The sequence below is a fragment of the Roseicyclus marinus genome, assembly GCF_030163795.1.
In the GTDB taxonomy this organism is placed as follows: Bacteria; Pseudomonadota; Alphaproteobacteria; order Rhodobacterales; family Rhodobacteraceae; genus Roseicyclus; species Roseicyclus marinus.
This window is the reverse complement of sequence record NZ_JASJOF010000009.1, coordinates 136,587-163,471: the sequence shown is the minus strand read 5'-3', so window position 1 is coordinate 163,471 and position 26,885 is coordinate 136,587. Positions and strand designations below refer to the sequence as shown.

Here is a 26,885-nt window from a genome sequence, read left to right as displayed (position 1 = left end):
CCCCCGATCAGCCGCGCCGCCTGCCGCAGGTGCCGCCCGCCACCGGGGTGGCGCCCGCAGCACCCGCCCTGCCGCAGGCAAGCGCTGCGCCCGTGACGCCCCCGCCCGCACCGCCTGCCGACCTTGCGCCGCAGCCCGGGCCGGAGCCCGAAACCACGGCACCCAACGCGCTCCGCGACAATGCCGAAGCCTTCTCCGCACCCCCCGGCACACCGCTCATGGCCGTCGTGCTGATCGACGATCCCGCAACCCCGCTCGACCCCGTGGCCCTTGCCGATGTCAGCTTTCCGATCACCTTCGCCATCGACCCGACGCGCCCCGATGCGGCCGAACGTGCGGCGGCTTTCCGCGCCTCCGGATTCGAGGTGGTGATCCTCGCAGCCCCCGCCATCGCGCCGGGCGCAACCCCCGCCGATGTCGAGGTGGCCCTTGCCGACGCAACCGCGCAGATGCCGCAGGCCGTCGCGATGATGGATGACCCCTCGGGCCGCATCCAGTCCGACCGCCCGGTGCTTGACGCCACCATGGGCGCGCTCGGCGCCACAGGGCATGGCTTCATCGCCTTTCCGCAGGGGCTGAATGCCGCCGAACAGACTGCACGGCGGCTGGGCGTGCCCGGCACGACCTTCTTCCGCCTGCTTGACGACGAGGATCAGCGCGCCACGGTCATCACGCGCTTTCTTGGCCGCGCGGCCTTCGACGCCGTGCAGACCGGCAGCGTGATCGTCGCGGGCCGGACGCGGCCCGACACGGTGACGGCGCTCTTTTCATGGGCACTCGCCAGCCGTGCCGAGGGCGTGGCGCTGGCGCCCGTCTCGGCGGTCTTGACGAACCTTCCCGAATAGGGCGCGATCCCGCCGCCTGTCAGCGGTTCCCACGCCCCGAGAACAGGCCCGCATCCTCCGCCGCCCGGCGGATCGCGCGCGACTTGTTCACGGTTTCCTCGAATTCCGCCTCGGGGTCGCTGTCATAGACCACGCCGCCGCCCGCCTGGATGTAGAGCTTGCCATCCTTCAGCACGGCGGTGCGCAGGGCGATGCACATGTCCATGTCGCCGCCCGCGCTGAAATAGCCCACGCCCCCGCCATAGACGCCGCGCTTTTCGGGCTCCAACTCGTCGATGATCTCCATCGCCCGCACCTTGGGCGCGCCCGAAACCGTGCCCGCAGGCAACCCCGCCAGAAGCGCGGACAGCGCATCTTGATCCTCGCGCAACTCGCCCACCACGTTCGACACGATGTGCATGACGTGGGAATAGCGCTCGACGATGAATTCCTCGGTCGGCCGCACCGTCCCGATCTTGGCAACCCGGCCCACGTCGTTCCGGCCAAGATCCAGCAGCATCAGATGCTCGGCCAGTTCCTTCTGGTCCGCCAAGAGATCGGCCTCGAGCGCCCGATCCTCCTCGGGCGTGGCCCCGCGCTTGCGCGTGCCCGCGATGGGCCGGATCGTGACCTCGCCTTTGAACACCCGCACCAGGATCTCGGGGCTTGCGCCAACCACCTGGAAAGGTCCGAAGTTGAAAAAGAACATGAAGGGCGACGGGTTCGTGCGCCGGAGCGCGCGGTACAGCGCAAAGGGGGGCTCGGGAAACTCCTGCGTCCAGCGCTGAGAGGGCACGACCTGAAAAATGTCGCCCGCGCGGATGTAATCCTTGGCCGTCTCGACCGCTGCCAGATAATCGGCCTTGGCGAAATTCGACACGGGCTCGGCCACTGTGCGCGCCTCGCCCATCTCGCGGCTGGCCATGGCAGGCGCGCGTTCCAGATCGCGCAGCGCATCCGCCACCCGCTCGGCGGCCTGCGCATAGGCGGCGCGCGCCGACAGGCCCGAAGAAACCCAAGCGGGGGCCACCACCGCCACCTCGCCCTTCACCCCGTCCAGAACCGCGATGACCGAGGGGCGCATCAGCACCGCATCGGGCAATCCAAGCGGATCGGGGTTCACGTTCGGCAGGTGCTCGACCAGCCGGATCATGTCATAGCCCAGATATCCGAACAGCCCCGCGGCAGCCGCGGGCAGGTCCTCGGGCATGTCGATGGCGCTTTCGGCCAGCAGCGCGCGCAAGGCCTCCAGCGGGGGCGCGTCGCAAGGCTCGAAACTCTCGCGATCATAACGCGCCGCCCGGTTCAGGCGGCTTGTTTCGCCATGGCATTCCCAGATCAGGTCCGGCTTGCAGCCGATGATCGAATAGCGCCCGCGCACCTCGCCGCCGGTCACCGATTCAAGGATGAAACTGTCTCGCCCCGCATCGGTCAGCTTCATCATCACCGATACGGCCGTATCCAGATCGGCCGCCAGCCGCGCATAGACCAGCTGGTTCTTTCCGGCAGTCCAACCCGCCTCGAAGGCGGCGAAATCCGAGATCTGCGCCATCAGGGGAACTGCGTGTGAACGGCGTTGATCATCGACTGGTCCAGTCGGATGCCGACTTCGGCTTGCATCGCCTGCCCATAGGCCTCGAAAATATCCTGCGCCATGGATTGCGCCACGGTCTGCCCGATGATCTGTGTCAGGATCTGGGTCGTCGGATCATCCCGCGCGCCGGGGTTGATCGCATCGAGGCGCGCGATCAGAGCACGGTCCGCTCCCGGCACCAGAACCACGTCACCGGGCTGCGACAGGCGGAACACCTGCGCGACCAGCGTGGGGGGCGCATCGGGGATGAAATCCTGCCGCCGCACCGCGACCTCCGCCGTGACCGCGCCCAAACTGTCCAGCGTCGCGCCCGTCGCCATCTCGGCCACCATGGCCTCGCCCCGCGCGGCCAACTGGTCGCGCAGCACGCCCGCCCGCCAGCTTTCGACCACCAGCGCCCGCACCTCGTCGAAGGGCGGCAGGGTGGGGGGCACGACCTCGTCCAGCCGCAGGGCGAACAACCCGCCGTCGCTCAGTTCCAGCAGTTCGGGGAAATCTCCCTCCTCCGCCGCGCGCGCGGCCTCGCGGAAGGCGTCATAGCCCGCGATCCCCTCTTCCGAGGCAGGCGTCAGGTCGATGGTGCCCAGCCGCATCTCGGTGTCGGCAGCCAGTTCCTCCAGCGTCGCACCCTCGGCCAACAGGTCATCGACCGGATCGCGCAGGTCGTCGATCACGCGCCGCGCCGCCTCTGCGGCCAGTTCCGCGCGCAATTCCTCTTCCGCCTCTTCGAACGGCACTTCGGAGGCATCCAGAACCGCGTTGACCCGGAACAGCGCGGGCCCCAGCGCCGATTGAACCGGCCCGATGATCTCGCTCTCGGTGTCGCTGAAAATCGCCTGGGCCGCCTCCGCCGACAGATCGCCACGCGCGACCTCGCCCAAATCCACATCTTCCAGCGACAGGCCGCGTTCGGCCACCAGCGCGTCGAAATCCGTCTCCCCCGCCGCGATCGCGTCGAAGGCCGCCTGCGCCGCCGCCTCGTCGATGAACACCAGCCGCTCCAGCAACCGCCGCTCGGGTTGGCGGTAAAGATCGGCCCGCGCCTCGTAAAGATCGCGCAGTGCGCCCGCGTCGATCTCCACATCGTCCATCAGCATCGAGGGCGTCACCCAGGAATAGGTGATCCGCCGCGCCTCGGGCCGGGTGAAGCGGTCCGGGTTCGCCTCGTAATGGGCTTGCAGATCGGCCTCGCTCGGCGCGGGCAGACCACCGGGCAGATCCGCCTCGGTGATCGTCAGGATGCTGAAATCGCGTGTCTCGCCCTGGTAGGCGACCAGCGCCTCTGCAATGGCCGGGTCGGGCTGCAACCCGCCCAGAACCGCCACCTGCAACAGGCTGCGCGCGGTATCCTCGCGCATGTCCTCTTCGAAATCCGCGGGCGTCAGGCCGTTTTGGCGCAGCACCTGCTCATAGGCCTCGCGGTCAAAGGTGCCGTCGATCCCCTGAAAGGATTCGATCCGCGTGATCTCGCGCGCGACCGCCTCGTCGCCCACCGACAGGCCCATCCGCGCCGCCTCGTTGGCCAGCGCCGCTTGCGCCACCAGCGATTGCAACACCGCCTGGTCGATCCCCTGAGCCTGCAGGTCCGACAGTGTCACGGGCTGACGCGTCTGGGCGATGCGGGCGCGGATTTCCTGATCGAGCGCACGGGCGTAATCCTCGGCCGTGATCTCGATGTCGCCGACGCTGCCGATCCGGCTGCCGCCGCCACTGAACGACCCGATGCCGAACCCCGCAAGGGCCACGAACAAGAGCCCGAGGATGATCCAGACGAAAAGGTTCGAGGCCTTTTTCGCAACCGATTTCGCCATGGTGCGCGGGTCCTTCCAGTGGTTTGGTCCGTCAGGGCCGCGTCCGGCCCCCTTGGTGTCGCGGTTGATTACGCTCTCGCGTCCGGCGCGGCAAGGGTGGCGGCGCCTCCCCGCTTCGTCACAGGTCCAGCGCCGCGAGCCTGTCGACCACTTCGGCCAGCCCACCCGCATCGGCATTGGCAAAGGCAATCCGGAGCGTTGCCTCCGCCTGCCCGGTGCCGCCCTCCGCCTTGCGCGGCCCGAACATCGTGCCGGGCAGGACCAGCAGGGCAGCCGCATCCACCATATCCCGCGCCACGACGTCGGAATCCTTGGCAAAGGGATGGCGCACATAGGCGAAATACGCCCCGCAGCCCATCAATTCCCAACCCGACAGCCGCTGGAACCCCGCGACAAGCGCATCGCGCCGCGCCAATATCTCGGCCCGCTCGCCCGCCAGCCAATCCTTGAGGTTCCGCATCCCCCACAGCGCCCCGATCTGCCCCACCTGCGGCGGACAGATCGCGACGGTATCAAGGAATTTCTCCACCTCCGCCAGCCGCGCAGGCGACGCCATGATCGCCCCCACCCGATGCCCTGTCAGCCTGTAGGCCTTTGAAAAGGAATACAGATGGATCAGCGTGTCATCCCAATCGGGATCAGCGAACAGACCATGGGGCGCACCGGGCTGCGAATGGAAATCGCGGTAGGTCTCGTCGAGGATCAGCGCCACCCCCCGCTTGCGCGCCAGATCGAAGAAGGCGCGCAAGACCTCGGGCGGATATTCCCGTCCCGTGGGATTGTTGGGGCTGACCAGCACGATGGCCCGCGTCCGGCCCGTCACCAGCGCCGCCGCCCGCTCGGGGTCGGGCATCAGGTCATCGCCGGTGGGCAGGGGCACGCAAGCAACCCCTTCCATGTCCAGCCACATCTTGTGATTGAAATAGAAGGGCAGGGGCACGATCACCTCGTCGCCCGCGCCCGCCAGCGTCGACATGACGGCCGTGAAGGCCTGGTTGCAGCCGGCCGTCACCGCCACTTGCGCCGGCGTAATCGCGCCGCCATAGGCCTGCGACCATTGCGCCGCCAGTTCCGCGCGCAATTCCGGCATCCCCAGAACCGGGCCGTAGAAATGCGACGCCGGGTTCTCGATGAGCGCATCCGCCATCGCCCGCGCAAGGGCTGTGGGCGGCGGATCGACCGGCGCCGCCTGGCTGAGCAAGATCAGCGGCCGCTCGGGCGAAAATGTCTTGCCCTCGATCCAGCGCCGCGCCTCCATCACCGGGGGCGCAAAGGTGCGCGTGTAGGTCGGATTGATCGGTGTCATCTGCCCAAGGCCCATGTCCAAAGGCCGCCCCCGTGATCCGGGGCTGCCCGTCTTTGCTTCCAAAATACGCCCGCCGGAGGCGTCCCGCGCCTGCCGCGAAAGCAACGTTCAGGGTGTCTCGCGGTCCTCAGAACGGGATCTCGTCGTCGACATCGCTGCCGCCGCCACCGCCATAGCCGCCGCCCGACGACGGGCCGCCCCGGTCATCGGGATAGCCGCCGCCGCGATCATCGCCATAGCCGCCCGAGGCCCCGCCGCCATAACCGCCGCCACCGCCACCGCTGCCGCTGCCGCCGCCGTCACGCCCGTCCAACAGCGTCAACTCGCCCCGATAGGGCCGCAGCACCACTTCCGTCGAATAGCGGTCGGCCCCCGACTGGTCTTGCCATTTGCGGGTTTCCAGCTGGCCTTCGATATAAACCTTAGACCCTTTGCGCAGGTATTGCTCCGCGATCCGCGCCAAAGGTTCCGAAAAGATCGCGACCGAATGCCATTCGGTCTTCTCGCGGCGCTCGCCGGTGTTGCGGTCCTTCCAGTTTTCCGAGGTGGCGATGCGCAGGTTGCAGACCTTGCCGCCATTGGGAAAGCTGCGCACCTCGGGGTCGCGGCCCAGATTGCCGATCAGGATCACCTTGTTGACGGATCCGGCCATGTCTCTTTCTCCCCGTTCTGGCATGTGCTGGCCACCGCTGCGAGTCGGCGGCGCGTCCCGCTTAGATCATCCTGCCATGGTCAAGAAAAGGTTAAAGGCATCTTTCGGCCCGCGCAGCCTGCACGGGGACGCGCGGCATGGCGCTGGAATTTCCCCCCGGAATGCCCTATTTCTGCGCACCATGACGCCGTCCCGATCGCCGATGTCCCCTGTGCTGTCCCTTCGCCTGCTTGTGGTTGCGCTTGCGCTCGTGCTCACGGGTGTCGCGGCCCGGTCGCTTCATGCCGACCCGATGGAACGGATCAACCGCGCGCTCGGCGTTCTCGACAGCCGGGCATCCACGCAATACGCGGCCTCGGTCCGGCTACGCCCCGATTTCGACCCGGACGCAACCGCCATCCCCCGCTTCGAAGGCCGCTACGACGGCCCCTGGCTCGAAGTGGCCCGCGCCGCCGCCCGCCGCCACGGCATCCCCGAGGATCTGTTCCTGCGCCTCGTCCAGCAGGAATCGGGCTGGAACACCGAGGCCGTCAGCCACGCCGGCGCCATAGGCCTCGCCCAACTCATGCCCGACACGGCCGCGCTTCTGGGGGTCGATCCGCATGACCCTACCGCCAATCTCGACGGCGGCGCACGCTATCTCGCCATGCAATTCCGCGATTTCCGCCGCTGGGATCACGCGCTTGCCGCCTACAACGCCGGGCCCGAGGCGGTGCGCGAGCATGACGGCATCCCGCCCTTCGCCGAAACGCAGGATTACGTCCGGGTCATCCTCGGCTCATCGTGATTGCGCCTGCCGCCTCTGTGCGGCCCCCGCGGCCAGATCCTCCATGACAGCCGCCTCCGCGCCCAGCCCCAACTCCCGGCGCAGCGCGCGCCGTCCCCGCGACAGCCGCGAGGTCACCGTGCCAAGCGGCAGGCCCGTCTCCGCGGCGATCTCGGCATAGCTCAACCCCTCCACAGCCCGCAGCCGCAGGAGCGCGCGCTGATCCTCTGGCAACCGGTCAAGGGCAGCCAACGCCCGCCGTGCGGCCAGATCCGCCTCGGGATCCGCGCCCGCGTCCGCAGTCTCGTCGGGATCGGGTGCGGTTCCGGCATGATCGCCCGGCGGCACACCCCTTCCCCTTGTGCGGGCGCAATTCCTCAGCGTGGCAAAGGCATAGGCGCGCAGATCGGTGACAGGGGGCGCATCGCTCGCCCCCGTTTGCGCCATCGCCAACCGCGACCAGACCCGAAGCAGGGTTTCCTGCACCAGATCGTCGGCATCCTCCGCCGATCGGCTCAGGCGGCGCGCGCTGCGCCTCAAGTCTGGCAAAAGCGCGATAAAGGCGCGGGCCGTGGCGGGCGGACGCCCGGCGGGGCAGGGGGCTGTCATCGGGCGATCTCCTATCAAGGCCGATGGCCTCAGCACCGCCGATCCCGCGCCCCGGCACAAGCCCGCGCGCCCGCCAAGGCCCCCCTGCGCCATGCCCCGCCCATCCTCGGCGACCTTCCGCAGATCGCGCGCAGGCGCCGCCGCCCTCGGCAAGACGTCGCCCGCTGCCCGCGCTCTTTCCGGCAAGCCGCCGCCGCATGTGCCGCGCGGCGAGGGGGCGCGGGATCAAATCGCCGCTTTCCCGGTCTTCCTTCCCGAGGGCGGACAAACCGCCTTCGCTTCGCAACAAGGTCAAGGAGACCCGACACATGACGACACGCACCATGTTCCGCCGCGCCCAGCCGATCGCCTATGCCGCGCTCATCCTCGGGCTGGTGGGGGCAGGCCATGCCATGGGGCAGGCCCTCGTGCTCGATGCCGATGGAGACGGGATGGTCAGCTATGACGAGGCGCAGACAGCGCTGCCCGACCTGACCGAGGCCGAGTTTGCGGCCCTCGACGCCAATGGCGACGGGATGCTCAACGCCGAGGAAATCGCCGCCGCCGCAGACGCGGGCCTGATCCCGGCCGGCTGATCGCCCCGAGACGGTCAACAAAAGGGGGCGCGGGGTATCATCCCCGCGCCCCGATCATGTCTGGGGATGCGGCGGCCCTAGACCCCGCGCGCGATGGCCGCGACGCCGGTGCGCGCCAGCCGCACCTCGCCCAAGGGCCGCATCAACTCGCAAAAGGCATCGACCTTTTCCGGCGTGCCGGTGATTTCGAAGACGAAACTCTGCAGCGTGGAGTCCACCACGTTGGCGCGAAAGATCTCTGCGATGCGCAACGCCTCGACCCGGTGCTCGCCCTTGGCGATGACCTTGATCAGCGCCAGTTCCCGGCTGACGAAGGGGCCCTCGACCGTCAGGTCATGGACCTCGTGCACCGGCACCATGCGCTCCAGCTGCATCTTGATCTGGTTGATCACCTGCGGCGTGCCGCTCGTCACGATCGTGATGCGCGACCGGTGGCCCGCGCGGTCCACCTCGGCCACGGTCAGGCTCTCGATGTTGTAACCCCGCCCGGAAAACAGGCCGATCACGCGCGCCAGCACGCCCGCCTCGTTTTGCACCAGTACCGCCAGCGTGTGGGTTTCCACCGTGTCGGACATATGGCTGCGAAGATCGTAGGCGGAATGGCTCGACGAGCCTTTCTCGATGTTGAGCGGTGACATGGGCGGCCCCTGGCATGAAAACGGCCCGCCCGGTTTAGCCGGGCGGGCCGCGATGGGAAAGGGTGCAATTGGGCTTATTCGGCAGGCGCCGCCGCCTTCAGTACCCCGTGTTCGCTGCGCAGGCCCAGGTAGATGCACAGGCACAGCGCCAAAAGCACCAGCGTGAAGGGCAGGCCGGTCGAGATGACCATCGCCTGAAGCGAGGCAAGGCCGCCCCCGATCAGAAGCGCGATAGCCACCAATCCCTCAAACGTGCACCAGAATATCCGCTGCGGCACCGGCGCGTCGATCTTGCCGCCCGCCGTGATCGTGTCGATCACAAGGCTGCCACTGTCCGACGAGGTGACGAAGAACACGATCACCAAAACGATGGCGAGCGTCGAGGTGATCGCGGCCAGCGGCAGGCTTTCGAGCATGGCAAACAGCGACAATTCCGGGCTGTAGCTCTCGATCACATTGGCCATGACCGCCGACCCGTCGGGATCGGCCACCATGTCGTTGATCGCCGCCCCGCCAAAGACCGCCATCCACAACACGCAGACCAGCGAGGGGATGATCAGCACGCAGGTCAGGAATTCGCGCACCGTCCGGCCCCGGCTCACCCGGGCGATGAACATGCCGACAAAGGGCGACCAGCTGATCCACCAGGCCCAGTAAAAGGCCGTCCAACCCTCGCGGTAGCCGTCATCCTCGCGCCCGAAGGGGTTGGACAGCGGCACGATCTCTTGGGCATAGGCGACAAGTCCCCGGCCGAATTCGGTCAGGATCGTCGCCGCCCCCGCCGCGAAGAGCACGAACAGCAGCAACAGCACCGCCAGCACCATGTTGATCTCGGACAGGACCTTCACGCCCCCGTCCAGTCCCCGCAGCACCGACACCAGCGCAATCGCCGTGATGCCGATGATCAGGATCACCTGCACCGTCGTGCTGTTCTCGATGCCATAGACATGCTCAAGCCCCGCATTGGCCTGCTGCGCGCCGAGCCCGAGCGATGTCGCAAGCCCGAAGAGCGTGGCGAAAACGGCAAGGATGTCGATGACATGGCCCCACCAGCCCCAGACACGCTCCCCCAGAAGCGGGTAGAAGGCCGAGCGGATCGAAAGCGGCAGCCCCTTGTTGTAGGTAAAGAGCGCCAGCGCCAGCGCCACCACCGCATAGATCGCCCAAGGATGCAGCGCCCAATGGTAGGATGTGGCGGCCAGCGCCATCCGGCGTGCCTCCTCCACATTGCCGGCGATCAAGGCGCCATTCTCGTCAAAGGGCCTGATCGCACCCAGCGGCGCATCGCCCCAAGGCGTGCCGAAATAATAGGCCGGCTCCAAAACGCCGAAAAACATCAGCCCGATGCCCATGCCCGCCGCGAAGAGCATCGCGAACCAGCCCGCATAGGAATAATCGGGCGTCGCCTCCGCGCCGCCCAGCCGGACCTTGCCCACCGGCAAAACGATCAGCGCAAGGCAGAAGAGGACAAAGACATTGGCCGACAGCATGAAGAACCAGTCGAAACTCGACGTCAGCGCAGGCCTGAGCCAGCCAAAGAACTCCGCCGCCTGTCCGGGGGCCAACAGCGCATAGGCGACGAACGCCACCACCGACAGGCCCGAAATCGCAAAGACCGGGTTGTGGATGTCAAAGTCGAAGCGGCCGACGCTGCCTTCGATATTGTCCTGCCCGATATCGTATTCCGTCTCGATCGGGTCATGATGCCCGTCAGGCTCGGGAATGCCCTGAACGTTCAGGTCATCCGGGTCTGATTGTGCCATGTTCTGTCCCTTTCCTTGGGGCGCGCGGCGGGCGGCACGAGGCCCGCGCCGATGGTCGCCACCGCCCCGGTCAATGTTCAAAAACGACATGTGTAAGGTCGCTTTGTTACTATTGCCGCGCCCCGATAGACAACCCCATGCGCCCAATTCTTCCGAAAAACCAAAGAAAAACGGGCCCCGAAGGGCCCGCTTGTCCGTCTTGCGATAGGGTAGGGATCAGACCAGAACGCCGCCTTCGGCCCCGATCACACCCTTGGTTTCCGCCTCGCCCAAGAGCATCTCGTTATGCGCCTTGCCCGACGGGATCATGGGGAAGCAATTCTCGTGCTTCTCGACCAGACAGTCGAAGATCACCGGCCCCTCGTACGCCAGCATCTCCATGATCGCATCGTCCAGATCCTTGGGATCCTTGCACAAGATGCCCTTGCAGCCAAAGGCCTCGGCCAGCTTCACGAAATCGGGCAGCGCCTCTGACCAGCTGTGGGAATAGCGCTCACCATGCAGCAATTCCTGCCACTGGCGCACCATGCCCAGACGCTCGTTGTTCAGGATGAACTGCTTGACCGGCAGGCGGTACTGCACCGCCGTGCCCATCTCCTGCATGTTCATCAGCCACGATGCCTCGCCCGCAACGTTGATGACCAGCGCATCGGGATGCGCGATCTGCACCCCGATCGAGGCCGGCGTGCCATAACCCATCGTGCCGAGGCCGCCGCTCGTCATCCAGCGGTTGGGATCCTCGAAGCCAAGGAATTGCGCCGCCCACATCTGGTGCTGGCCCACTTCGGTCGTGATGTAGCGGTCGCGCCCCTTGGTCAGGGCCTCCAGACGCTCCAGCGCGTATTGCGGTTTGATCGTCGTCTCGGAATTCTTGTAGGTCAGGCATTTCACCGCCCGCCACTCGGTGATCCGACCCCACCATGTCTTCAGCGCGGCCTTGTTCGTCTTCGATCCGCGCGCCTTCCAGACGCGCAGGACCTCTTCCAGAACCTGCGTCACATCCCCGATGATCGGGAAATCGGCATGGATCACCTTGTTGATCGACGAGGGGTCGATATCGACATGCGCCTTTTTCGAGCCCGGGCTGAAATCCGCGATCCGGCCCGTGATCCGGTCATCGAACCGCGCCCCGATGTTGATCATCAGGTCGCAGCCGTGCATCGCCAGATTGGCCTCGTAAAGCCCGTGCATCCCCAGCATGCCCAACCAGTTCTTGCCCGATGCCGGATAGCTGCCCAGACCCATCAGGGTCGAGGTGATGGGGAAATCGGTCGCGGCCACCAATTCGCGCAGCAGCGCGCTCGCGCGCGGGCCCGAATTGATCACGCCGCCGCCGGTATAGAATACCGGGCGCTCGGCCTGTTCCATCGCTTCGACCAGCGCCTCGATCATCGCGGGATCGCCCTTGGTCCGGGGCTGGTAATGCGCGACCTTGGCCTGCGGCTTTTCCACATAGATGCCGGTGGCGAATTGCACGTCCTTGGGGATGTCGACCAGAACCGGGCCGGGGCGGCCCTGCGTCGCGATATGGAAAGCTTGGTGGATCGTGTCCGACAATTGGTCGGTATCCTTCACCAGCCAGTTCATCTTGGTGCAGGGGCGCGTGATGCCGACCGTGTCGGCCTCCTGGAACGCGTCCGAGCCGATCATGAAGGTCGGAACCTGCCCCGTCAGGACCACGATCGGGATCGAATCCATCAGCGCATCGACCAGGCCCGTCACCGCATTGGTCGCGCCCGGCCCAGAGGTCACCAGAACGACGCCCGGCTTGCCGGTCGAACGGGCATAGCCTTCGGCGGCATGGACCGCGCCCTGTTCATGCCGCACAAGGATGTGGCGGATGTTGTTTTGCTGAAAAATCTCGTCGTAGATCGGCAGCACGGCACCGCCGGGATAGCCGAATACGACCTCGACACCCTGATCCTTCAGAGCCTCGACCACCATTTTCGCGCCGGTCATCTGCCGTGTCATCGCGTTTGTCCTTTCCCATCGACATCATCGTCCGCGGTGCTTGTCGCGTGGCGCCCGCATGGCCACTGGCATAAAAAAAACCCCCGGCTTCGATCCGAGGGCGCATGGGAGAACGGTATGGCTGCCGTCATCGACCCATGCGCACGGTCCCTACAAGTACGAGAATGGAGATCATCGGTCCGAGCCTTTCGCCAAGTGAGCGGAAACTAGGCGTGGCCTCTTCGGGCGTCAACCGCAAAAGGCACCTTTCCTTTCGTGTGGCAGGGCCTTCGCGCAACGAACGGAAAGCACAAAGCTTGCGCGCCACAAGATTCGTGCTTGCCTGCGGCTGCGGCCCGATGCGGCGCGTGGTGCTGCCATCCGTCGCAAGTTTTGCCGCCATTTTCGCCGGGGCGGCTCAACTTCTAGGTGAAAAAGCCGGCAAAAGGGCGATTTTGGTAAGATCATTTTACAAAAAGTGTCGGTTCAAGGTCGAAAACCTGTTTCCGGACCGGAATCGCCGCGCTAGGGTGCGCCTACTTCGTGGGGCCAACCCACGACTGCGGCCCGAGGGGGGCCGTGGGAATTCCATCATCCGGGGAGGATACCATATGGATCGTCGTTCGTTCCTCAGAACGTCCGCACTTGGTGGCGCGGCCGCCGCCACCACCACCTTGGCTGCACCCGCCATCGCGCAGGGCAACCGCACGCTCACCCTCGTCACCTCCGTGCCTGATGGCTTCGCGGTGTTCGACGACGCGGCACAGCTCGCCATCGACTACATCACCGCGATGACCGACGGCCAGCTGTCGTTCAACAAGATGCCCGCGGGCAGCCTCGTGGGCGCGTTCGAAGTGTTCGATGCCGTGTCCGCTGGTCAGGCCGACGTGTATCACTCGGCGGAATACTACTTCCTCAACCAGCACCCGGCCTTCGCCTTCTTCACCGCCGTGCCCTTCGGCATGACGGCGCAGGAAATGGCCAACTGGTACTACCGTCGCGGCGGTCAGGAACTGCACGACAACCTGTCCTCGCTGTTCAACCTCAAGCCGCTGATGTGCGGTCAGACCGCGATGCAGCCCGGCGGCTGGTTCAACATCGAGATCAACTCGGTCGAAGACCTGCAGGGCCTGCGCTTCCGTATGCCCGGGCAGGGTGGCCAGGTGCTGGGCCGTCTGGGCGCCTCCGTCCAGAACATCCCCGGCGGTGAAATCTACCAGGCGCTCGCGTCGCGGCAGATCGACGGCGCGGAATGGATCGGCCCCTACGCGGACGAGCGGATGGGCTTCCAGGAAGTCACCAACATCTACTACGCCGCAGGCTTCCACGAGCCGGGCTCGACCCTGTCGCTGGTGTTCAACCTCGAGATCTGGGAATCGCTGACCCCCCAGCAGCAGACGATCTGCAAGGTCGCCTGCGAGGCAGCCCACGCGCAGAACACCGCCCTCTCGCTGGCCGAAAACGGCGCCGCACTGGCCCGTCTGCAGGCCGCAGGCGTGCAGGTTCGCCAGTTCCCCGAAGACGTCTGGGATGCCTTCGGCACCGCAGCCGCCGAAGTCCGGATGGAGAACATGGGCGACCCGATCTACGCCGAGATCGCCAACAGCGTCTTCGCCTCGATCGAGGAATCCTCGGGCTGGTACGAAATCGCCGACGGCGAATTCATGCGCCAGCGCAACCGCGTGAACAACGCGGGCTGATCCGGGCCGATGCCTACCACCGTCCGGCCCCCTCGCGGGCCGGACGGACCCATTCTTGCCATGACCAAGACATGTGACGCGCCCCGTGCCGGGGCCGCGCGCCAGGGGGCCACCGCATGATCGACTTCATTCTTTGGGTGCTTCAGAATATTGCGCTCGCGCCGTATTACCTGTTCACCGCGATCACCAATCCGGGGGCATGGCTCGACTGGTCCAACCCCGAAGCGGTGATGCGCTTCATCTATTACGGGGCCTCGGTCGAACTCTTCTTCGTGGTCTTCACCACCGCGCTCGTCATCACGCTTCTGGGGATGTTCTGGAACCGCGAAATCCTCTGGGTCGCGGTCCGCATCCTCGAAACCTTCGCCAATGCCGTCGGGCGCACCGCCGCGTGGGCGGGCCTCGTGATGGTGCTGGTGCAGGTGATGATCGTCTTCCTGCAGCGGATCTTCCGGGTTGCGGAAATCCAGCTCGGGCCGCTCGGCACCGCCTTCGCGCAAGATCTCAGCTGGTGGGCCGAGGGTTTGAAATTCTACAACGCCCTCGTGGTCTGCCTGTGCGTCGCCTACACCTTCGTGCAGGGCGGGCATGTGCGCGTCGACCTCGTCTATTCGGCGGTGAAGTTCCGCACGAAAAAGGTGATCGACATGGTCGGCTGCCTGATCTTCATGCTGCCCGCGATCACGCTCACCTATCTCTATTCGTGGTTCTTCATGTGGCGCCACTTGATGACGCCCTCGGTGACCTCGACCTCCGATCTCGACCGGATGGTGGCGCAGTCCCGCATCTTCCGCTGGAACGTCGAAACCATCGGCTTCAGCCCGAACGGCTTCAACGCCTATTTCCTCTTCAAGATCCTGATCGTGCTCTTCTGTGCCATGGTCTTCATCCATGCCATCGCCTTCTTCTGGCGCTCCTACCTCGAATGGGTCGAGGGCGAAGGCAGCGAGAACAAGTATCTCGACCGCGACAAGACGGGCGACGAGGCCGAAGATCTCGAGCACGCCATTCACTCAGGGTCCACCTGATCCAAACGACACGCCGCCGCGATAAACCGCGCTCGAGCAAAGGGACGTAACAGCATGCTTTTCGGATTGGATGGGGTCGAGATCGGTCTTGTGATCGTCTTCCTGACTCTCTTCGCCGCGATCCTGACCGGCTTCCCGGTCGCTTTCGCCATCGCCGGCGCCGGCGTGATCTCCTTCGCGATCATCGCGGCGCTCGATAGCGCGGGCCTCCTGATCCATCAGGCCATCGACACCGGCTCCGCCGAATACCGCGCCCTTGTGGCCGAAGGTGTGGTGCGCGACGCCATATCCGTCTTCCGATACCCCGAATTGCCACGGATCGAGGAATCGGTGTTCCCGGGTGGCTGGGAACAGGCGCTGGAACGCAACATCTCCTTCATCGTCAACCGCATGAACGAGCGTGTGATCGCGGGCCAGTCGATCGAAACCCTTCTCGCCGTCCTCATGTTCGTGATGATGGGTATCGTCCTCGAACGCTCCAAGATCGCCGAGGATCTCCTGACCACCATGGCGCGCGTCTTCGGGCCGCTGCCGGGCGGTCTGGCCGTCTCCATCGTGATCGTGGGGGCCTTCCTCGCCGCCTCGACCGGGATCGTGGGCGCGACCGTGGTGACCATGGGCCTCTTGGCCTTGCCGACCATGCTGCGCAACAACTACTCGCCCGAACTTGCCACCGGCGTCATCGCGGCGTCGGGCACGCTCGGCCAGATCATCCCGCCTTCGATCGTCATCGTTCTTCTGGGCACGCTGGTGGGTGATCTCTACGCCACCGGTCAGGAAACCCGCGCCGTTCTCGCGGGTTGCACGGATGCGCTGACCTTCCTCGGTCAGCCTGCCGTTCTGTCCGTCGGCACGCTCTTCCAGGCGGCGCTCTTGCCGGGTCTCTTCCTCGCACTCCTCTACGGTCTCTATGCCTTCGGCTTCGCCCTCCTGCGCCCCGCCTCCGCACCGCCGGTCGTGGTCGAGGGTGGCGGCGGCGAACCCATCACCCGCAAGGAAGCGCTCACTTGGTATCTCTTCGCGCCCGTCGGCCTGATTTTCGCCGTGGTTCTCGCGGCCTCCGGCGGCATCATCGGCGGTCAGTCGATCACCGTCTCCGACTATGCTGAACAGGACAATAGCGGCATCCTGCGCACCGCTGTTTCCGAACAATGCCAGGCCTCGATGATCGACCTGCACGGCCAGGAACGGTGGGACGAATCCGTGGCGGCACGCTCCGCCATGGCGGATGCCGGCCAGACCGGCGAAGCCGTTCTCCTGACCGAAGAGGAACTGGTCGAAGCCCGCGCCGCGGCCCTCGAGAACGCACCGCCCATCGGGTCGGGCGTGGCCGTGGTCTTCACGCTGCTCTCGCTCGCCCTGATCCTCGCGCGCGGCGTCTCGCCCTCCTCCAACCCCGCACCGCTGATCGCGGGCGGCGTGGGCGTGGTTCTGGCTCTGATCGCGGACATCCTCTTCATCGGTCCGCTCTCCTCCAGCGGCGCGACCTTCACGATCCTCGCCATCCCCTTCCTCGTGACGCTCTACGGCGCAAGGGTGGCCATGATCCGCCTCTCGCAGAACGAGCTGTTGCGCGTGGTCTTCCCGCCGCTCATCTTGATCGTGGCCGTTCTGGGCTCGATCCTCGGCGGCATCACCAACCCCACGCCCGCCGCGGCACTGGGCGCGGCCGGCGCGATCATGCTCGCCGCCTACCGCAAGCTGAAGGAAGAGAATGGCAAGTCCAAGATCGTGATCTGGGCCTCTTTCGCCCTCGTCATCATGATCCTCTTCGGGGTGAACTTCGACCTGCGGATCACGCGCTCGGATGTGCCGCTGCAAGATTGGGTCGCCTATGTCATCGCGCAGGGTGCCTATCACTTCGCCTTCTTCGGCCTGCTCTACAGCTGCTGGGTGCTGTTCCGCTCGAACATCCTCAGCCCGGTGGTGCGCGAAACGGCCAAGGTCACCTCGATGGTCTTCACCATCTTGATCGGCTCGCAGCTTCTGAACCTCGTGCTCATCTCCTTTGGGGGCGAGCATCACATTCAGCAGTACCTGCGCAGCTTCGACAACGAGATGGTCGTCTTCCTCGTCGTGATGCTGATCCTCTTCATCCTCGGCTTCGTGCTCGACTTTCTCGAGATCATCTACATCGTGGTCCCCATCGTGGGTCCGGTGATCTACGGCGGGACGCTCGACCCGGCTTGGGTGACGATCATGATCGCGGTGAACCTGCAGACCTCCTTCCTGACCCCGCCCTTCGGCTTCGCGCTCTTCTACCTCCGAGGGGTGGCGCCGAAATCGGTGACCACGGGTCACATCTACCGGGGTGTCATCCCCTTCGTGGGTATCCAGGTGATCGGTCTGGGCCTCCTGTGGCTCTTCCCGGGCATCGTGACGATCCTGCCGAGGCTCCTCGGCTAGGGCAGGGCACCGCCCCCTGCACCACGACACGCGAAAAGGCCGCCCCGAACCGGGCGGCCTTCTTGCTTTGCAAAACGTTAATCCTGAAACCGGTCCGTTAACTTACGTAAAGGCCCCGCGCGGTCGACAAGGGTGCCTTAACCCCGATCATGGTTACAATTTGCCTGCTCAGGCTGTCGCTCGTTCACCTTCCGTCAGGAAATGTCCCGCGGCGGTAACCCTTTCGAAAGGATCGGCCTGTGCCGTTAACCAATTGTCAGGGACTTTGCGGCCCCTCACTCCTCAGAACGGAGGTCGGGCAGCGTAATCTGCGCCACCTGCTGCGCGATCGGATCGACCGACAGGGGATGGGTCTGGTTCGAATAGCCGCCCGGGTCTCCGATGGGCTGCCACTGCCCGTCGACATAGACTTCCAGCGCCGGGAAACGGGCCTTGTAGCCCATCTTGGACGAACCGGGCACCCAATAGCCAAGGTAGACAAAAGGCAAGCCCGCCTCGCGCGCAAGCGCGACGTGGTCCAAGATTACATGGGTTCCCAAGCTGTCGCCCATCCGGTCCGGATCGAAAAATGAATAGACGAGGCTCAACCCGTCATCGAGGATATCGGTCAGGCAGACCGCCACCAGCGGCGCGTCCTCACCATGGCTCGGCGCGCTTTCGTCGCGGTATTCGATCACGCGTGTCCTGACCGGCGTTTCCTCGATCATCGCGGCGAATTCGAACACATCCATATCCGCCATCCCGCCATCGGCATGACGCGCATCCAGATATCGCCGGAACAGCGCATATTGCGCCTCCGTCGCCCAGGCGGACCGCGCCCCGCGCCGCAACCCTGCGTTGCGCTTCAGCACCCGGCGATGCGCCTTTTTCGGTACGAAATCCGCCACCCGGATCCGCGCCGAAAGACAGGCCGCGCAATCGGTGCAGGACGGGCGGTAAAGGACGTTCTGAGACCGTCGAAACCCCTGCTTGCTCAAGGCGTTGTTGAGCTTTTCCGCCTGTTCGCCCTGCAGGGCCGTGAACAGTTTCCGCTCCCGCCGCCCGTCGAGGTAGGGGCAGGTTTGCGGAGCCGTCACGTAGAATTGCGGCGCGATGGGAAGGGTGTGACGCATGGACAAGTTCCGGCCGGGGCCGATGGATCAATTCAGCCAGAGGGTGCACCAGCCCAACGGGCGGCCGCAACAGTTTTTTAGGCAAGGATCGACGCGTGCGATCGTCACATCCGTCACCGCAGCGGGCGGTTTATGGCAACCGATCCGATCAACAGGTCATGCAAGCCTTGGTGGCGCGCGCCAAAGGCCATCATCACGATGGAGATCACCTGCAAGATCACGAAGCCCGTGGCCACCATATAGCCCAGAGTATGCAGCAGCGCCTCGCCCCCGGTCAGCCGCGCGCCGGTCGGGCCGCGCAATTCAAGGTTCATCACCCGCATGCCCCATGTCGCCGAACCGGACGCGACAGTGCCCGCACGGTAGAGAAAATTGACCGCGATGAAGGTCACGGGCCAGATCCACCACAGGGCCGACAGCGTCAAAAGCCCCAGAACAAAACTGATCGCGGTCACGACGATCACGTCGATCACCCAAGCAAACAGGCGCTTTGCAGGCACGCCATCGTAAAAGGCGCGGTCATAATCGGGGTCAGGCAGGGCGGTGTTCATGGGCAGGGACATGGCGCGGCTCTTGCGAAAAGAAAAGGGGAAAGGGCGCAAAAAAGCCCCGCCGCTACGGCGGCGGGGCGGGGCAGGGCTTCAGGCTTCAGCCGTATCGCCCGTCTGGCGGCCGCTCTTGGCACGGTCATCCATGAACTGGTCGAACTCCGCCTTGTCCTTGGCCTCGCGCAGCCGCTGGAGAAAGGCCTCGAAAGCTTCCTGCTCCTGTTCCAGACGACGCAGGGTGTCAGCCTTGTAGGCGTCAAAGGCGCTGTTGCCCGAGGACCGCGTGACCCCATGGCCCTTGATTGCGGTGCGGTAGCGGGACGAGCAGGAGGAATTGAACATGCGTTTGCTCCAGATCATGTAGGCAAGAAGGGCAAGGCCGAGCGGCCAGAACAGGATGAAGCCCAAAACCATCGCGGCGATCCACGCGCCTTTGCCGCGCGCATCCAGCCAATCCTCGGCTTTGGAAAACCAGCCGCGTGCATCGGGCACGGGGCCGGTGTTGGTCAGGGTGTCGGTCATCTGGGGCTCCTCTGCGGAATGTTAATGTGAAAGACATTTACACAGATGGGAGCCCACCTTCCGCCATCAAGGGGTGCGGATGAAAAAAGTTAAAACGCTTCACATAAGCGGAAACCGACGCTTCGCTCTTGCCTTCGCGCCCATGCCTGCGCTATCCCGCCGCGAACGGACAGTTGGCCGAGTGGTCGAAGGCGCACGCCTGGAAAGTGTGTAGGCGGGGAACCGTCTCGAGGGTTCGAATCCCTCACTGTCCGCCACTACCCTTTCGTTAACGATTTGATTTCCCGTTTAATTTCCCCACCGCATCCTCAGCAGGGTATCGCGCGGGGTATCAATTGGCGCTGGAACAACGATTCCGATACGCCAGACGTTTCCGTCACAACCGATTTTAAGCCACCCGGCGGTTCAAGGCGAGTCATCGGGCCCCAAGCCCAGGTTTGGTCGCGAAAGGCCCTTCGAGAACCTCCTCGATCTGCTTCCCGTGCCGAATGCTGTCTCCCAAAAGTCGATCGGCCAAGGCGATGAGCCATTCCTTATGAAGGTAGAGCCAGGCGTGGGCTGCTGCTTCGGCCAGGCGCAGGTGCTCGTCGGTGCGCTCGCGCGCAGCCGTCGCGCAGACAACTGCCCAGCGACGCGAATGTTCCTTCGATGAATGCGGCTGTCGTTGCCCCTAAGGGTGCAGGCAGATCTCCGCTCAGCGGGAGGGGGCGGAGCACTCCGGGGTCATCGGGCGATCACGGCAAAGGGAACGGACATCGCCAGCGGGCGTTGTCCTTGATGTTGGGCGAGCAAGCGGTCGGCAATCGATCCGCACTTCGCCCAAGGAGGATTTCGCATGAAAATGCTGCTTTCCACGACCGCTCTCGTCATGGCGCTGTCGGTGCCAACTCTGACATCAGCGCAAACCCAAGCGCCGACCCAAAACCCCAATAACGAGCAGCAAGACACCATGATGCAGGGGTTTCTGGACCAGCGCCGCGCTACTGACCTTTTTGCCTCGGAGATGATGGGCCACGACGTCTACGCGCGCCGAACCACGGAGGGCACAATGCGTTCCGCAGACGGTTCGATGCGGACTGGAGGCGATAGGCACTCCATGGCGATGATGGATCGTGTCGAACTGGATGATATGGATAACATCGGTCAGATCAACGAGATCGTGTTGTCGAACACCGGAGAGGTGCGCGCCCTTGTGATTGGCGTTGGTGGCTTCCTCGGCATGGGCGAGCATGATGTTGCGGTGGCAATGGAACAGATCAGCTTTGCCACTGACGCCGATGATCGCTCCGAGATGTATATTGTGGTCAATACCGGCGCCGAGGTGATGCGCGATTACCCCTCGTACAATCGTTCCACCCTCGCGATGTCGGATGGCCAACAGGAGGGCGACGACGTCCGCGCGGACGAGACCGGCTTCACGGCACCTCAAATGACGCGTGAGGGCTACGACCGTGTCGAAGCTACCGAGCTTTCGACCGACGTGCTGATGGGAAAAACGGTCTATGACGTGAACGACGAAGATGTCGGTGAGGTCACGGACATGATCATCAACGACGCCGGAGAGATCACCAACGTTGTCATCGATTTCGGCGGATTTCTGGGGATCGGTAGCAGTCAGGCATCGCTGACCTTCGACGAGTTGACCATCCTGTCGACCGAAGGATATGGCGACGTTCGCATCTACGTCGATGCCACTCGCGAGCAGATCCAGGCCCTGCCGCAATATCAAGCATCCAACTGACCGGTTCGCCTGTCTGACCCTTGCGGACCTTTCCGCAAGGGTCAGGCGGTGTGACTTTGATGCCAGCTGACGAAAGAGGCCGCACAATTCGTTTGTGCGGCCTCATTTCAATCAAAGGTAGACTGAGTTGCCGATATCACATTTTGTGATGCGGCATCGCCTTCAGCTTTTCCTTGGTCGTATCGAGATTGACCCGCAGATCCGAGCCATCTGTTTCCCGCAGGATTGTCAGGTCGCCAAACGGGATCAACACGGAATGCGCGCCCATGCCCAGAAATCCGCCGACATCGATTACGGCATGGTTGATCTTCCCATCCGTTCCGACCTTCAGCGCACTGATTGATCCGATGGTTTCTTCGTCGCGGCCATAAACGTGCGCGCTTTTGACATCGGCGGTCGTAAGGTCATGGTTGTTTGCCTGGGCGTAGCCATCACGGACAAAACCGTAGGCGCCGCCCGTACCCATTCCGTGCTTGGTGTTTGCATGATCTGTCATGGCGTTCTCCTTGGATCCCGAAGCTTGGGATAGCTGGAAACAGGTGCCCCCTGCCGGGTTGCGAATTGTCCCCTGTCCGTTGCGTGCCAATTTTTGCCCTCGGGCACGTCAAGTTCGCAGCGGACCGGATACATCAAGCAAACGCGCGGTCTGGCAGGAGCGTTCCGACAGTCAGAGAAATAGCCGTGCAGGATCGCGATGGGATCAGTTGCCCACCACATCTGCCAACAAGGCCAGCCGCACCAGTTCCGGCAGCGATGCCGCTCCGGTTTTGCGCATCACCGCGGCGCGGTGGTTTTCGACCGTGCGCTGATTAATTCCGAGGTCGGCAGCGATGATCTTGTTCGGGACGCCTTCCAGGACCTCTGCCATGACCTGACGTTCGCGTTTGGTCAGATCCTCGAACCTCAGACGCGCTGCCTTGCGCGCCTCACCCGGTTGGTTGCCGTCCTTGCCGTCTTTGCCATCCTTCGCCGTCGCAAGTGCATGCTGCACGCTGGCCAGCAGGTCGGCGGCACTTGCCGGCTTTTCGATCAGGTCCGACGCGCCGGCCTTCATGGCGGCCACGGCTAGGGCTGCGTCTCCGTGTCCGGTCAGCATCACGGTGGGAAGTCGCGCCTTTTCCGATCTCAACCGGTCGATCAAGGCGACACCTTTCATACCGGGCAGCAGGTTGTCGATCAGCAGACAAGCGCCGTTCCCGGGTCGTGGGGCCGCGAGAAAATCCTCGGCTGAGGCGTAGGTCATGACCATGTAACCTTCTGCCTCAAACAGACGACGCATGACTTCGCGGACAAACGGATCGTCGTCGATGACATGAATGCTCGTTCTGGACGAGCGTGGGACAGGGTCGGACGTCCCCCGTTCGGCACGCGCCGTCCTGATAAGGTTTGAAATTTTCGCCAGCAGGACATCGGGCATCACAGGTTTGGTGACCTGATGGCAGGACGAGGCCGCGATCCTCGTCAGCGTGTCGGAGGTGATGTCGCCGGTCAAGATCACTGTGGGCACCGCTGTGCCGAGAATTTCTGGCAGATCCTGCGCCAGCTTCAGGCCGGTTGCACTGCCGTGCAGGTCGTAGTCCGTCAGCACCAGATCCGGTACCGTGCCTGCGCTGCTTGCCCATTCTGCCGCCGACTTCGAATTCGACAATGCAATCACCTGATGTCCCCCTTTTTCGAGGATCTCCGCCAGCAGACCACGCAAAGGCTCTTCATCTTCGACCAACAGGATCGTTCCCGTTTGCACGATGGCATCCTGCAGGGTGGCCGCATTCTGGATTTCATCCGTACCCGTGGGCCCGGGTTCAACCATCGGGGCCCTGATCATGAAGGATGACCCTTTGCCGGGGGTCGACAGGACCGAGATCGGCTGATCCATCAATTCTGAAAGGCGCTTGACGATCGACAACCCAAGGCCAAGACCGTTCCCCGCAAGCTCGGTGGTGTTTTCGCCCTGATGGTAGGGATCAAAGATCTTTCCGGTTTCCGACGCGACAACGCCGACGCCGGTGTCGCAGACCACAATCATCAAGTCCGCTCCACGACGTCGGCATCCGAGCAATATGCCGCCCTGAGGCGTATATTTCAGCGCGTTGGATAGAAGGTTGCGGAGCATCTGCACCAAAAGCTGTGGATCGGTCCTGACCCAAGCCGTGCAGGGCGCGACCTTTAATTTCAGCCCCTTGATCTCGCAGGCCGTGCGGAATTCTTCCGCGAGCCTCTCCAACAGCGGGCCGATAGCGACCGGCCGCATGTCAGGGCGAACAACACCCGTTTCGATGCGGTTAACATCCAGCATTGAATCCAGCATCGCCGTCATTGAGGTCAGCGTCAGATCCATCAATGCGGCCAATCGGGCCCCTTCGGTCGACCGCTTGTTGCCTGACAAAAGGTTGTGCAGCAGCGCCATGGATTGCAGCGGCTGTCGCAGATCATGGCTGGCAGCGGCAAGAAAGCGCGACTTGGCCTTTGTGGCCCTGTCGGCTTCGGTCATGGCGGCTACCAGGTCGGCATTGATGTGCTTGCGCTCAGTGATGTCGACATACGTGATGACAATCCCCTCAACTCGGCCGCCCTCGGTGCGATAAGGCTGCGCCCGGCGCAGGAGCCATCGCTCTCCCGCGCTCTCGATCTCCCGCTCGATAGGTTCGGATGAGGTGAGCAGACGGCGACAATCCGCATCCAGATCATCATCTCTGGAGACCGAGGCGAGGTCCGACAGCGGTCTGCCCACATCTGTCGAGATCACCCGGAAGATCTGACGCGCGGCGGGCGTGAAGAAGCGTATCTTCAAGTTCAGATCGAGAAACAGCGTGGCCACATCGGTGCTGTAGAGGACATTTTGCAGGTCGTTGGCGGTGGTGCGGTGCCGTTCAAGGGTTTCTTGCAATTGGCTGTTGAGCGCGGTCAGTTCCTCATTGAGTGATTGAAGCTCCTCCTTTGAAGCCAGAAGTTCCTCGTTGGTGGATTGGAATTCCTCGTTGACGGACAAGGCTTCCGCAGCGTCGGCACCATGGGCCTCAACCTCTTTCTCCAGATCGCGCAGCGCATCGGACAGGTCGCTCCGCGCGGCTTCCAGATCGGCCTCGAGGTCGCCCGTGTGCCGGGCCTCGTCGGCGGCTGCCTCTGCGTCACTGGTTCTTGGTGCTGGGTTGGGGGTGTCGATAAAGCACGCGAGCAGCATCGTTTCCGCACCTGCTTTGACGGTGTGCAGGGCAATGTCGAACCCATTTTTTCCCAAAATGCGCCCGCCCGAAACGGTTACCGGGGAGGTGTCGACGGTGCAGGCCGCTGCCGCTGCCCTAACACGCGCTCGAAGTACCTTGGGAAGCATGCCAATAAAGCCGGGATCGGGATGGCCCTGTGTGATCGTGAGGTATTTTTCTGTCGGACCCAGAAGATACAGGACCTCGAGCCTTGCGTTCATCAGGACTGCGGCTGGGGCGTATTGTTCGATTACGATGCGGCGGCATAGATCAGCCAATGCCCCGCGACGCACAGGGGCAATTTCGTTCGGCACTGTAAGGTCCGTTCGTATGCCGTTGGTGAAGTTGAGATCGGCATGTGAGCTTTTTCCGACCCGACGCCAGAGCCTTGCCGACTTGTCTTCGACCGCAAAGCAGCCGTCACTCGCCCCTGGCATCTCAGCGGCGCCCAGCAACAGAAGGCCGCCGGGTTTCAAGGCAAAGCAGCAGCGCGCGATGACGCGCTTTTGGGCCTCGGGGCCAAGATAGATCAGCACGTTGCGGCATGACACGAGGTCAATCTTGGAAAATGGCGGGTCCGACAGGAGGTCGGCGACGGTGAAAACCACGACATTCCGCAATTCTGTGCTTACGCGCCACCCGCCTTCTTCTTCGACAAAGAACCGTGCCAGCCGTTCCGGGGAAACCGCCGCCGCAATTTCTTTGGGATAAAATCCGGCCCGCGCCATTGCGATCGCTTCAGGATCGATATCAGAGGCCAGGATCTGAAGTTGGCCGTTGAACCCCAGATCCTGCATCACCTCAAGGCAAAGCATTGCGATGCTGTAAGACTCTTCGCCGGTGCTGCAGCCTGCGACCCACACGCGCAGTGCGCGACCAGCGGGAAGCCCCTTGAGGAGTTCTGGTATCGCCTTGGACGATAGATGGTCGAAAACGGCTGGATCGCGGAAAAAGCTTGTGACGTGGATCAGCAGGTCCGCCGAAAGGCGAACGCGTTCCGCAGCATCCGCTTTCAGCATCGTGAGATAGCCCCCTATCTCGTCGGCCCCCAGCCCGACGAGAGCCATCCTCCGAACGATGCGGCGCTCAAGCGTTCCTCTTTTGTAGAGCAAAAGATCCTGTTCGGCATGATTTCCGATGAAGGCGATCAGGTCATTGTATCCGGGCTTCGCGCCTTTGGGGGGTGCGGGATCGACCTTCTGGCCTTTCGCGGGCATGGCGCCACCAATGATCCTGTCGGCAAAGCGCGTGATGGCATTAGCCATCTGGTCTGTTCCCAGCACCTCGGACACCTTGCCGGTGGCAAGTGCGCTATCGGGCATCCCCGGATAGCCCGCCTCTTTGGGGTCCTGCACGATGACAAGGCCCCCTGCGTCATGAATGTCTGCGATCCCGGATGTTCCATCCGAACCGGTGCCCGACAAGACGATACAGGCAGCAGAGGGCCCGAGGTCCTCGGCAAGGGATTTCAGCAGAGCGTCGAAGGGTAGGCGCACGGCCTTGCCGCCTGCGGGTGCGGTCAGGTGGATGGTCCGCTTGGCGACCGTCAGGAAGACCCCGGGTGGAATGACGTAAAGGCAACCGGGCTTAAGCTCTTGCCCCTCGGAGGCCTGAATGACGTCAAGGTGGGTGTGGTCGGCCAGAAGATCGACCATCATGCTGTCATGGGTCGGGTCAAGGTGAAGGATCAAGATCAGCGCGGCGTGCAGATCACCGGGCAATTCGCCCAGCATGGCCCGACAGGCCTCCAGCCCCCCGGCCGAGGCCCCGATGGCGACGACGGGAAAATCTTCTTGCGGTCTTTCCTTAAGCACTGGCTGTTCCTTTTGGGTTCACCGCCAGGGACGCGTCTGGATCGGGACAATACTGTCCTACACAGATCTGGCAGCCTAAGTGCTAATCCGGGGATAGCACATCCCTGCGCGACTGCACATCAGTGATTGCGCTGCCAAGGCCCGGCAAGAACCGAGCCGTCAGCGGTTACTGCGTGGCATTGACCACGCCGCCGCACCTGACCTCATCAATGTCCCAAGGTGTGTCTGAGAGGATCCACAAAGGGGATCGTGATGTTTGAGATTGCGCCAGGTCGCGACCTGGCGTGGATCCAGACCTTCGACCATCACACGGCCGTGCGGCT

The 26,885-nt window shown here is 63.9% G+C and carries 20 protein-coding genes and 1 tRNA gene; 8 read left to right on the top strand and 13 right to left on the bottom strand.

The annotated features are described in order from the left end of the window. On the top strand, positions 1-845 hold an 845-nt coding region (locus QQK63_RS14420; RefSeq protein ID WP_284283234.1), incomplete at its 5' end, for a divergent polysaccharide deacetylase family protein. Between the two features lie 19 nt (positions 846-864). Here QQK63_RS14420 and trpE read toward each other — a convergent pair. The 4 genes from trpE to ssb all read right to left on the bottom strand — a co-directional run bounded on the left by trpE (position 865) and on the right by ssb (position 6,187). Then, positions 865-2,376 carry an anthranilate synthase component I gene (trpE, locus tag QQK63_RS14415; RefSeq protein ID WP_277828440.1) on the bottom strand — a complete coding sequence of 504 codons (1,512 nt, stop codon included), beginning with the start codon at positions 2,374-2,376 and terminating at the stop codon, positions 865-867. Further along, entirely contained in the window at positions 2,376-4,229 is a 1,854-nt protein-coding gene (locus QQK63_RS14410; RefSeq protein WP_277828438.1) for a peptidylprolyl isomerase, read from the bottom strand. Before QQK63_RS14410 ends, trpE begins: the two co-directional genes overlap by 1 nt. Before the next feature lie 118 nt (positions 4,230-4,347). Continuing rightward, complete coding sequence (locus QQK63_RS14405) at positions 4,348-5,535, bottom strand: aminotransferase (protein ID WP_277828436.1); 1,188 nt, start codon at positions 5,533-5,535, stop codon at positions 4,348-4,350. Positions 5,536-5,662: 127 nt separating this feature from the next. Continuing rightward, positions 5,663-6,187, bottom strand: a complete 525-nt coding sequence (gene ssb / locus QQK63_RS14400) for a single-stranded DNA-binding protein (RefSeq protein ID WP_277828434.1) — start codon at positions 6,185-6,187, stop codon at positions 5,663-5,665. 211 nt (positions 6,188-6,398) lie between these two features. Between ssb and QQK63_RS14395 the strand changes: the two genes are divergently transcribed. Next, positions 6,399-6,974, top strand: a complete 576-nt coding sequence (locus QQK63_RS14395) for a lytic transglycosylase domain-containing protein (RefSeq protein ID WP_284283232.1) — start codon at positions 6,399-6,401, stop codon at positions 6,972-6,974. On the opposite strand, the gene QQK63_RS14390 is transcribed toward QQK63_RS14395, so the two are convergent. Continuing rightward, positions 6,966-7,562: an RNA polymerase sigma factor gene (locus QQK63_RS14390; RefSeq protein WP_277828430.1), complete on the bottom strand. Its 597-nt coding sequence runs from the start codon at positions 7,560-7,562 to the stop codon at positions 6,966-6,968. The genes QQK63_RS14395 and QQK63_RS14390 overlap by 9 nt on opposite strands. Positions 7,563-7,870: 308 nt before the next feature. Here QQK63_RS14390 and QQK63_RS14385 point away from each other — a divergent pair, with 308 nt between their 5' ends. Next, positions 7,871-8,137, top strand: a complete 267-nt coding sequence (locus QQK63_RS14385) for a hypothetical protein (protein WP_277828428.1) — start codon at positions 7,871-7,873, stop codon at positions 8,135-8,137. Positions 8,138-8,214: 77 nt separating this feature from the next. Here QQK63_RS14385 and ilvN read toward each other — a convergent pair whose 3' ends face one another. The 3 genes from ilvN to QQK63_RS14370 all read right to left on the bottom strand — a co-directional run bounded on the left by ilvN (position 8,215) and on the right by QQK63_RS14370 (position 12,509). Next, positions 8,215-8,775 carry an acetolactate synthase small subunit gene (ilvN, locus tag QQK63_RS14380; RefSeq protein ID WP_277828426.1) on the bottom strand — a complete coding sequence of 187 codons (561 nt, stop codon included), beginning with the start codon at positions 8,773-8,775 and terminating at the stop codon, positions 8,215-8,217. 74 nt (positions 8,776-8,849) lie between these two features. Continuing rightward, a complete protein-coding gene (locus QQK63_RS14375) occupies positions 8,850-10,538 on the bottom strand; it encodes a BCCT family transporter (protein WP_277828424.1) in 1,689 nt (562 codons plus the stop codon). 216 nt (positions 10,539-10,754) lie between these two features. After that, positions 10,755-12,509, bottom strand: coding sequence for an acetolactate synthase 3 large subunit (locus QQK63_RS14370; RefSeq protein ID WP_277828422.1), 1,755 nt, complete (start codon positions 12,507-12,509; stop codon positions 10,755-10,757). 590 nt (positions 12,510-13,099) lie between these two features. On the opposite strand from QQK63_RS14370, the gene QQK63_RS14365 reads away from it, so the two are divergent. The 3 genes from QQK63_RS14365 (at position 13,100) to QQK63_RS14355 (ending at position 17,622) form a co-directional block, all read left to right on the top strand. After that, complete coding sequence (locus QQK63_RS14365) at positions 13,100-14,188, top strand: TRAP transporter substrate-binding protein (RefSeq protein WP_277828420.1); 1,089 nt, start codon at positions 13,100-13,102, stop codon at positions 14,186-14,188. Between the two features lie 116 nt (positions 14,189-14,304). Beyond that, positions 14,305-15,216 carry a TRAP transporter small permease subunit gene (locus tag QQK63_RS14360; protein WP_277828418.1) on the top strand — a complete coding sequence of 304 codons (912 nt, stop codon included), beginning with the start codon at positions 14,305-14,307 and terminating at the stop codon, positions 15,214-15,216. 54 nt (positions 15,217-15,270) lie between these two features. Then, positions 15,271-17,622, top strand: a complete 2,352-nt coding sequence (locus QQK63_RS14355; protein ID WP_277828416.1) for a TRAP transporter large permease subunit — start codon at positions 15,271-15,273, stop codon at positions 17,620-17,622. A 275-nt stretch (positions 17,623-17,897) separates the two neighbouring features. Here QQK63_RS14355 and QQK63_RS14350 read toward each other — a convergent pair whose 3' ends face one another. From QQK63_RS14350 to QQK63_RS14340, 3 genes are all read right to left on the bottom strand, one after another. Next, entirely contained in the window at positions 17,898-18,734 is an 837-nt protein-coding gene (locus QQK63_RS14350; RefSeq protein WP_277828413.1) for an arginyltransferase, read from the bottom strand. A 113-nt stretch (positions 18,735-18,847) separates the two neighbouring features. Continuing rightward, positions 18,848-19,297 (bottom strand): RDD family protein, encoded by a 450-nt coding sequence (locus QQK63_RS14345; RefSeq protein WP_277828411.1) that lies wholly within the window; start codon positions 19,295-19,297, stop codon positions 18,848-18,850. A 78-nt stretch (positions 19,298-19,375) separates the two neighbouring features. Beyond that, entirely contained in the window at positions 19,376-19,804 is a 429-nt protein-coding gene (locus QQK63_RS14340; protein ID WP_277828409.1) for a DUF2852 domain-containing protein, read from the bottom strand. A gap of 167 nt (positions 19,805-19,971) precedes the next feature. Here QQK63_RS14340 and QQK63_RS14335 point away from each other — a divergent pair. After that, positions 19,972-20,061 (top strand) — tRNA-Ser (locus QQK63_RS14335). Between the two features lie 578 nt (positions 20,062-20,639). Further along, entirely contained in the window at positions 20,640-21,545 is a 906-nt protein-coding gene (locus QQK63_RS14330) for a PRC-barrel domain-containing protein (protein ID WP_277828407.1), read from the top strand. 136 nt (positions 21,546-21,681) lie between these two features. On the opposite strand, the gene QQK63_RS14325 is transcribed toward QQK63_RS14330, so the two are convergent. After that, positions 21,682-22,041, bottom strand: coding sequence for a PRC-barrel domain-containing protein (locus QQK63_RS14325; protein ID WP_277828405.1), 360 nt, complete (start codon positions 22,039-22,041; stop codon positions 21,682-21,684). Positions 22,042-22,245: 204 nt separating this feature from the next. Next, complete coding sequence (locus QQK63_RS14320) at positions 22,246-26,562, bottom strand: chemotaxis protein CheB (RefSeq protein WP_277828403.1); 4,317 nt, start codon at positions 26,560-26,562, stop codon at positions 22,246-22,248. Positions 26,563-26,885: the final 323 nt, after the last annotated feature.

Excerpts from the sequence above, each read along its gene's own strand:
- QQK63_RS14405 (WP_277828436.1), bottom strand. The coding sequence starts at position 5,535 with ATGACACCGATCAATCCGACCTACACGCGCACCTTTGCGCCCCCGGTG.
- QQK63_RS14350 (WP_277828413.1), bottom strand. The coding sequence starts at position 18,734 with ATGCGTCACACCCTTCCCATCGCGCCGCAATTCTACGTGACGGCTCCG.
- QQK63_RS14390 (WP_277828430.1), bottom strand. The coding sequence starts at position 7,562 with ATGACAGCCCCCTGCCCCGCCGGGCGTCCGCCCGCCACGGCCCGCGCC.
- QQK63_RS14345 (WP_277828411.1), bottom strand. The coding sequence starts at position 19,297 with ATGTCCCTGCCCATGAACACCGCCCTGCCTGACCCCGATTATGACCGC.
- ssb (WP_277828434.1), bottom strand. The coding sequence starts at position 6,187 with ATGGCCGGATCCGTCAACAAGGTGATCCTGATCGGCAATCTGGGCCGC.
- QQK63_RS14360 (WP_277828418.1), top strand. The coding sequence starts at position 14,305 with ATGATCGACTTCATTCTTTGGGTGCTTCAGAATATTGCGCTCGCGCCG.
- QQK63_RS14325 (WP_277828405.1), bottom strand. The coding sequence starts at position 22,041 with ATGACAGATCATGCAAACACCAAGCACGGAATGGGTACGGGCGGCGCC.
- QQK63_RS14330 (WP_277828407.1), top strand. The coding sequence starts at position 20,640 with ATGAAAATGCTGCTTTCCACGACCGCTCTCGTCATGGCGCTGTCGGTG.
- ilvN (WP_277828426.1), bottom strand. The coding sequence starts at position 8,775 with ATGTCACCGCTCAACATCGAGAAAGGCTCGTCGAGCCATTCCGCCTAC.
- QQK63_RS14375 (WP_277828424.1), bottom strand. The coding sequence starts at position 10,538 with ATGGCACAATCAGACCCGGATGACCTGAACGTTCAGGGCATTCCCGAG.
- QQK63_RS14385 (WP_277828428.1), top strand. The coding sequence starts at position 7,871 with ATGACGACACGCACCATGTTCCGCCGCGCCCAGCCGATCGCCTATGCC.
- QQK63_RS14340 (WP_277828409.1), bottom strand. The coding sequence starts at position 19,804 with ATGACCGACACCCTGACCAACACCGGCCCCGTGCCCGATGCACGCGGC.
- QQK63_RS14365 (WP_277828420.1), top strand. The coding sequence starts at position 13,100 with ATGGATCGTCGTTCGTTCCTCAGAACGTCCGCACTTGGTGGCGCGGCC.
- QQK63_RS14410 (WP_277828438.1), bottom strand. The coding sequence starts at position 4,229 with ATGGCGAAATCGGTTGCGAAAAAGGCCTCGAACCTTTTCGTCTGGATC.
- QQK63_RS14355 (WP_277828416.1), top strand. The coding sequence starts at position 15,271 with ATGCTTTTCGGATTGGATGGGGTCGAGATCGGTCTTGTGATCGTCTTC.
- QQK63_RS14370 (WP_277828422.1), bottom strand. The coding sequence starts at position 12,509 with ATGACACGGCAGATGACCGGCGCGAAAATGGTGGTCGAGGCTCTGAAG.
- trpE (WP_277828440.1), bottom strand. The coding sequence starts at position 2,376 with ATGGCGCAGATCTCGGATTTCGCCGCCTTCGAGGCGGGTTGGACTGCC.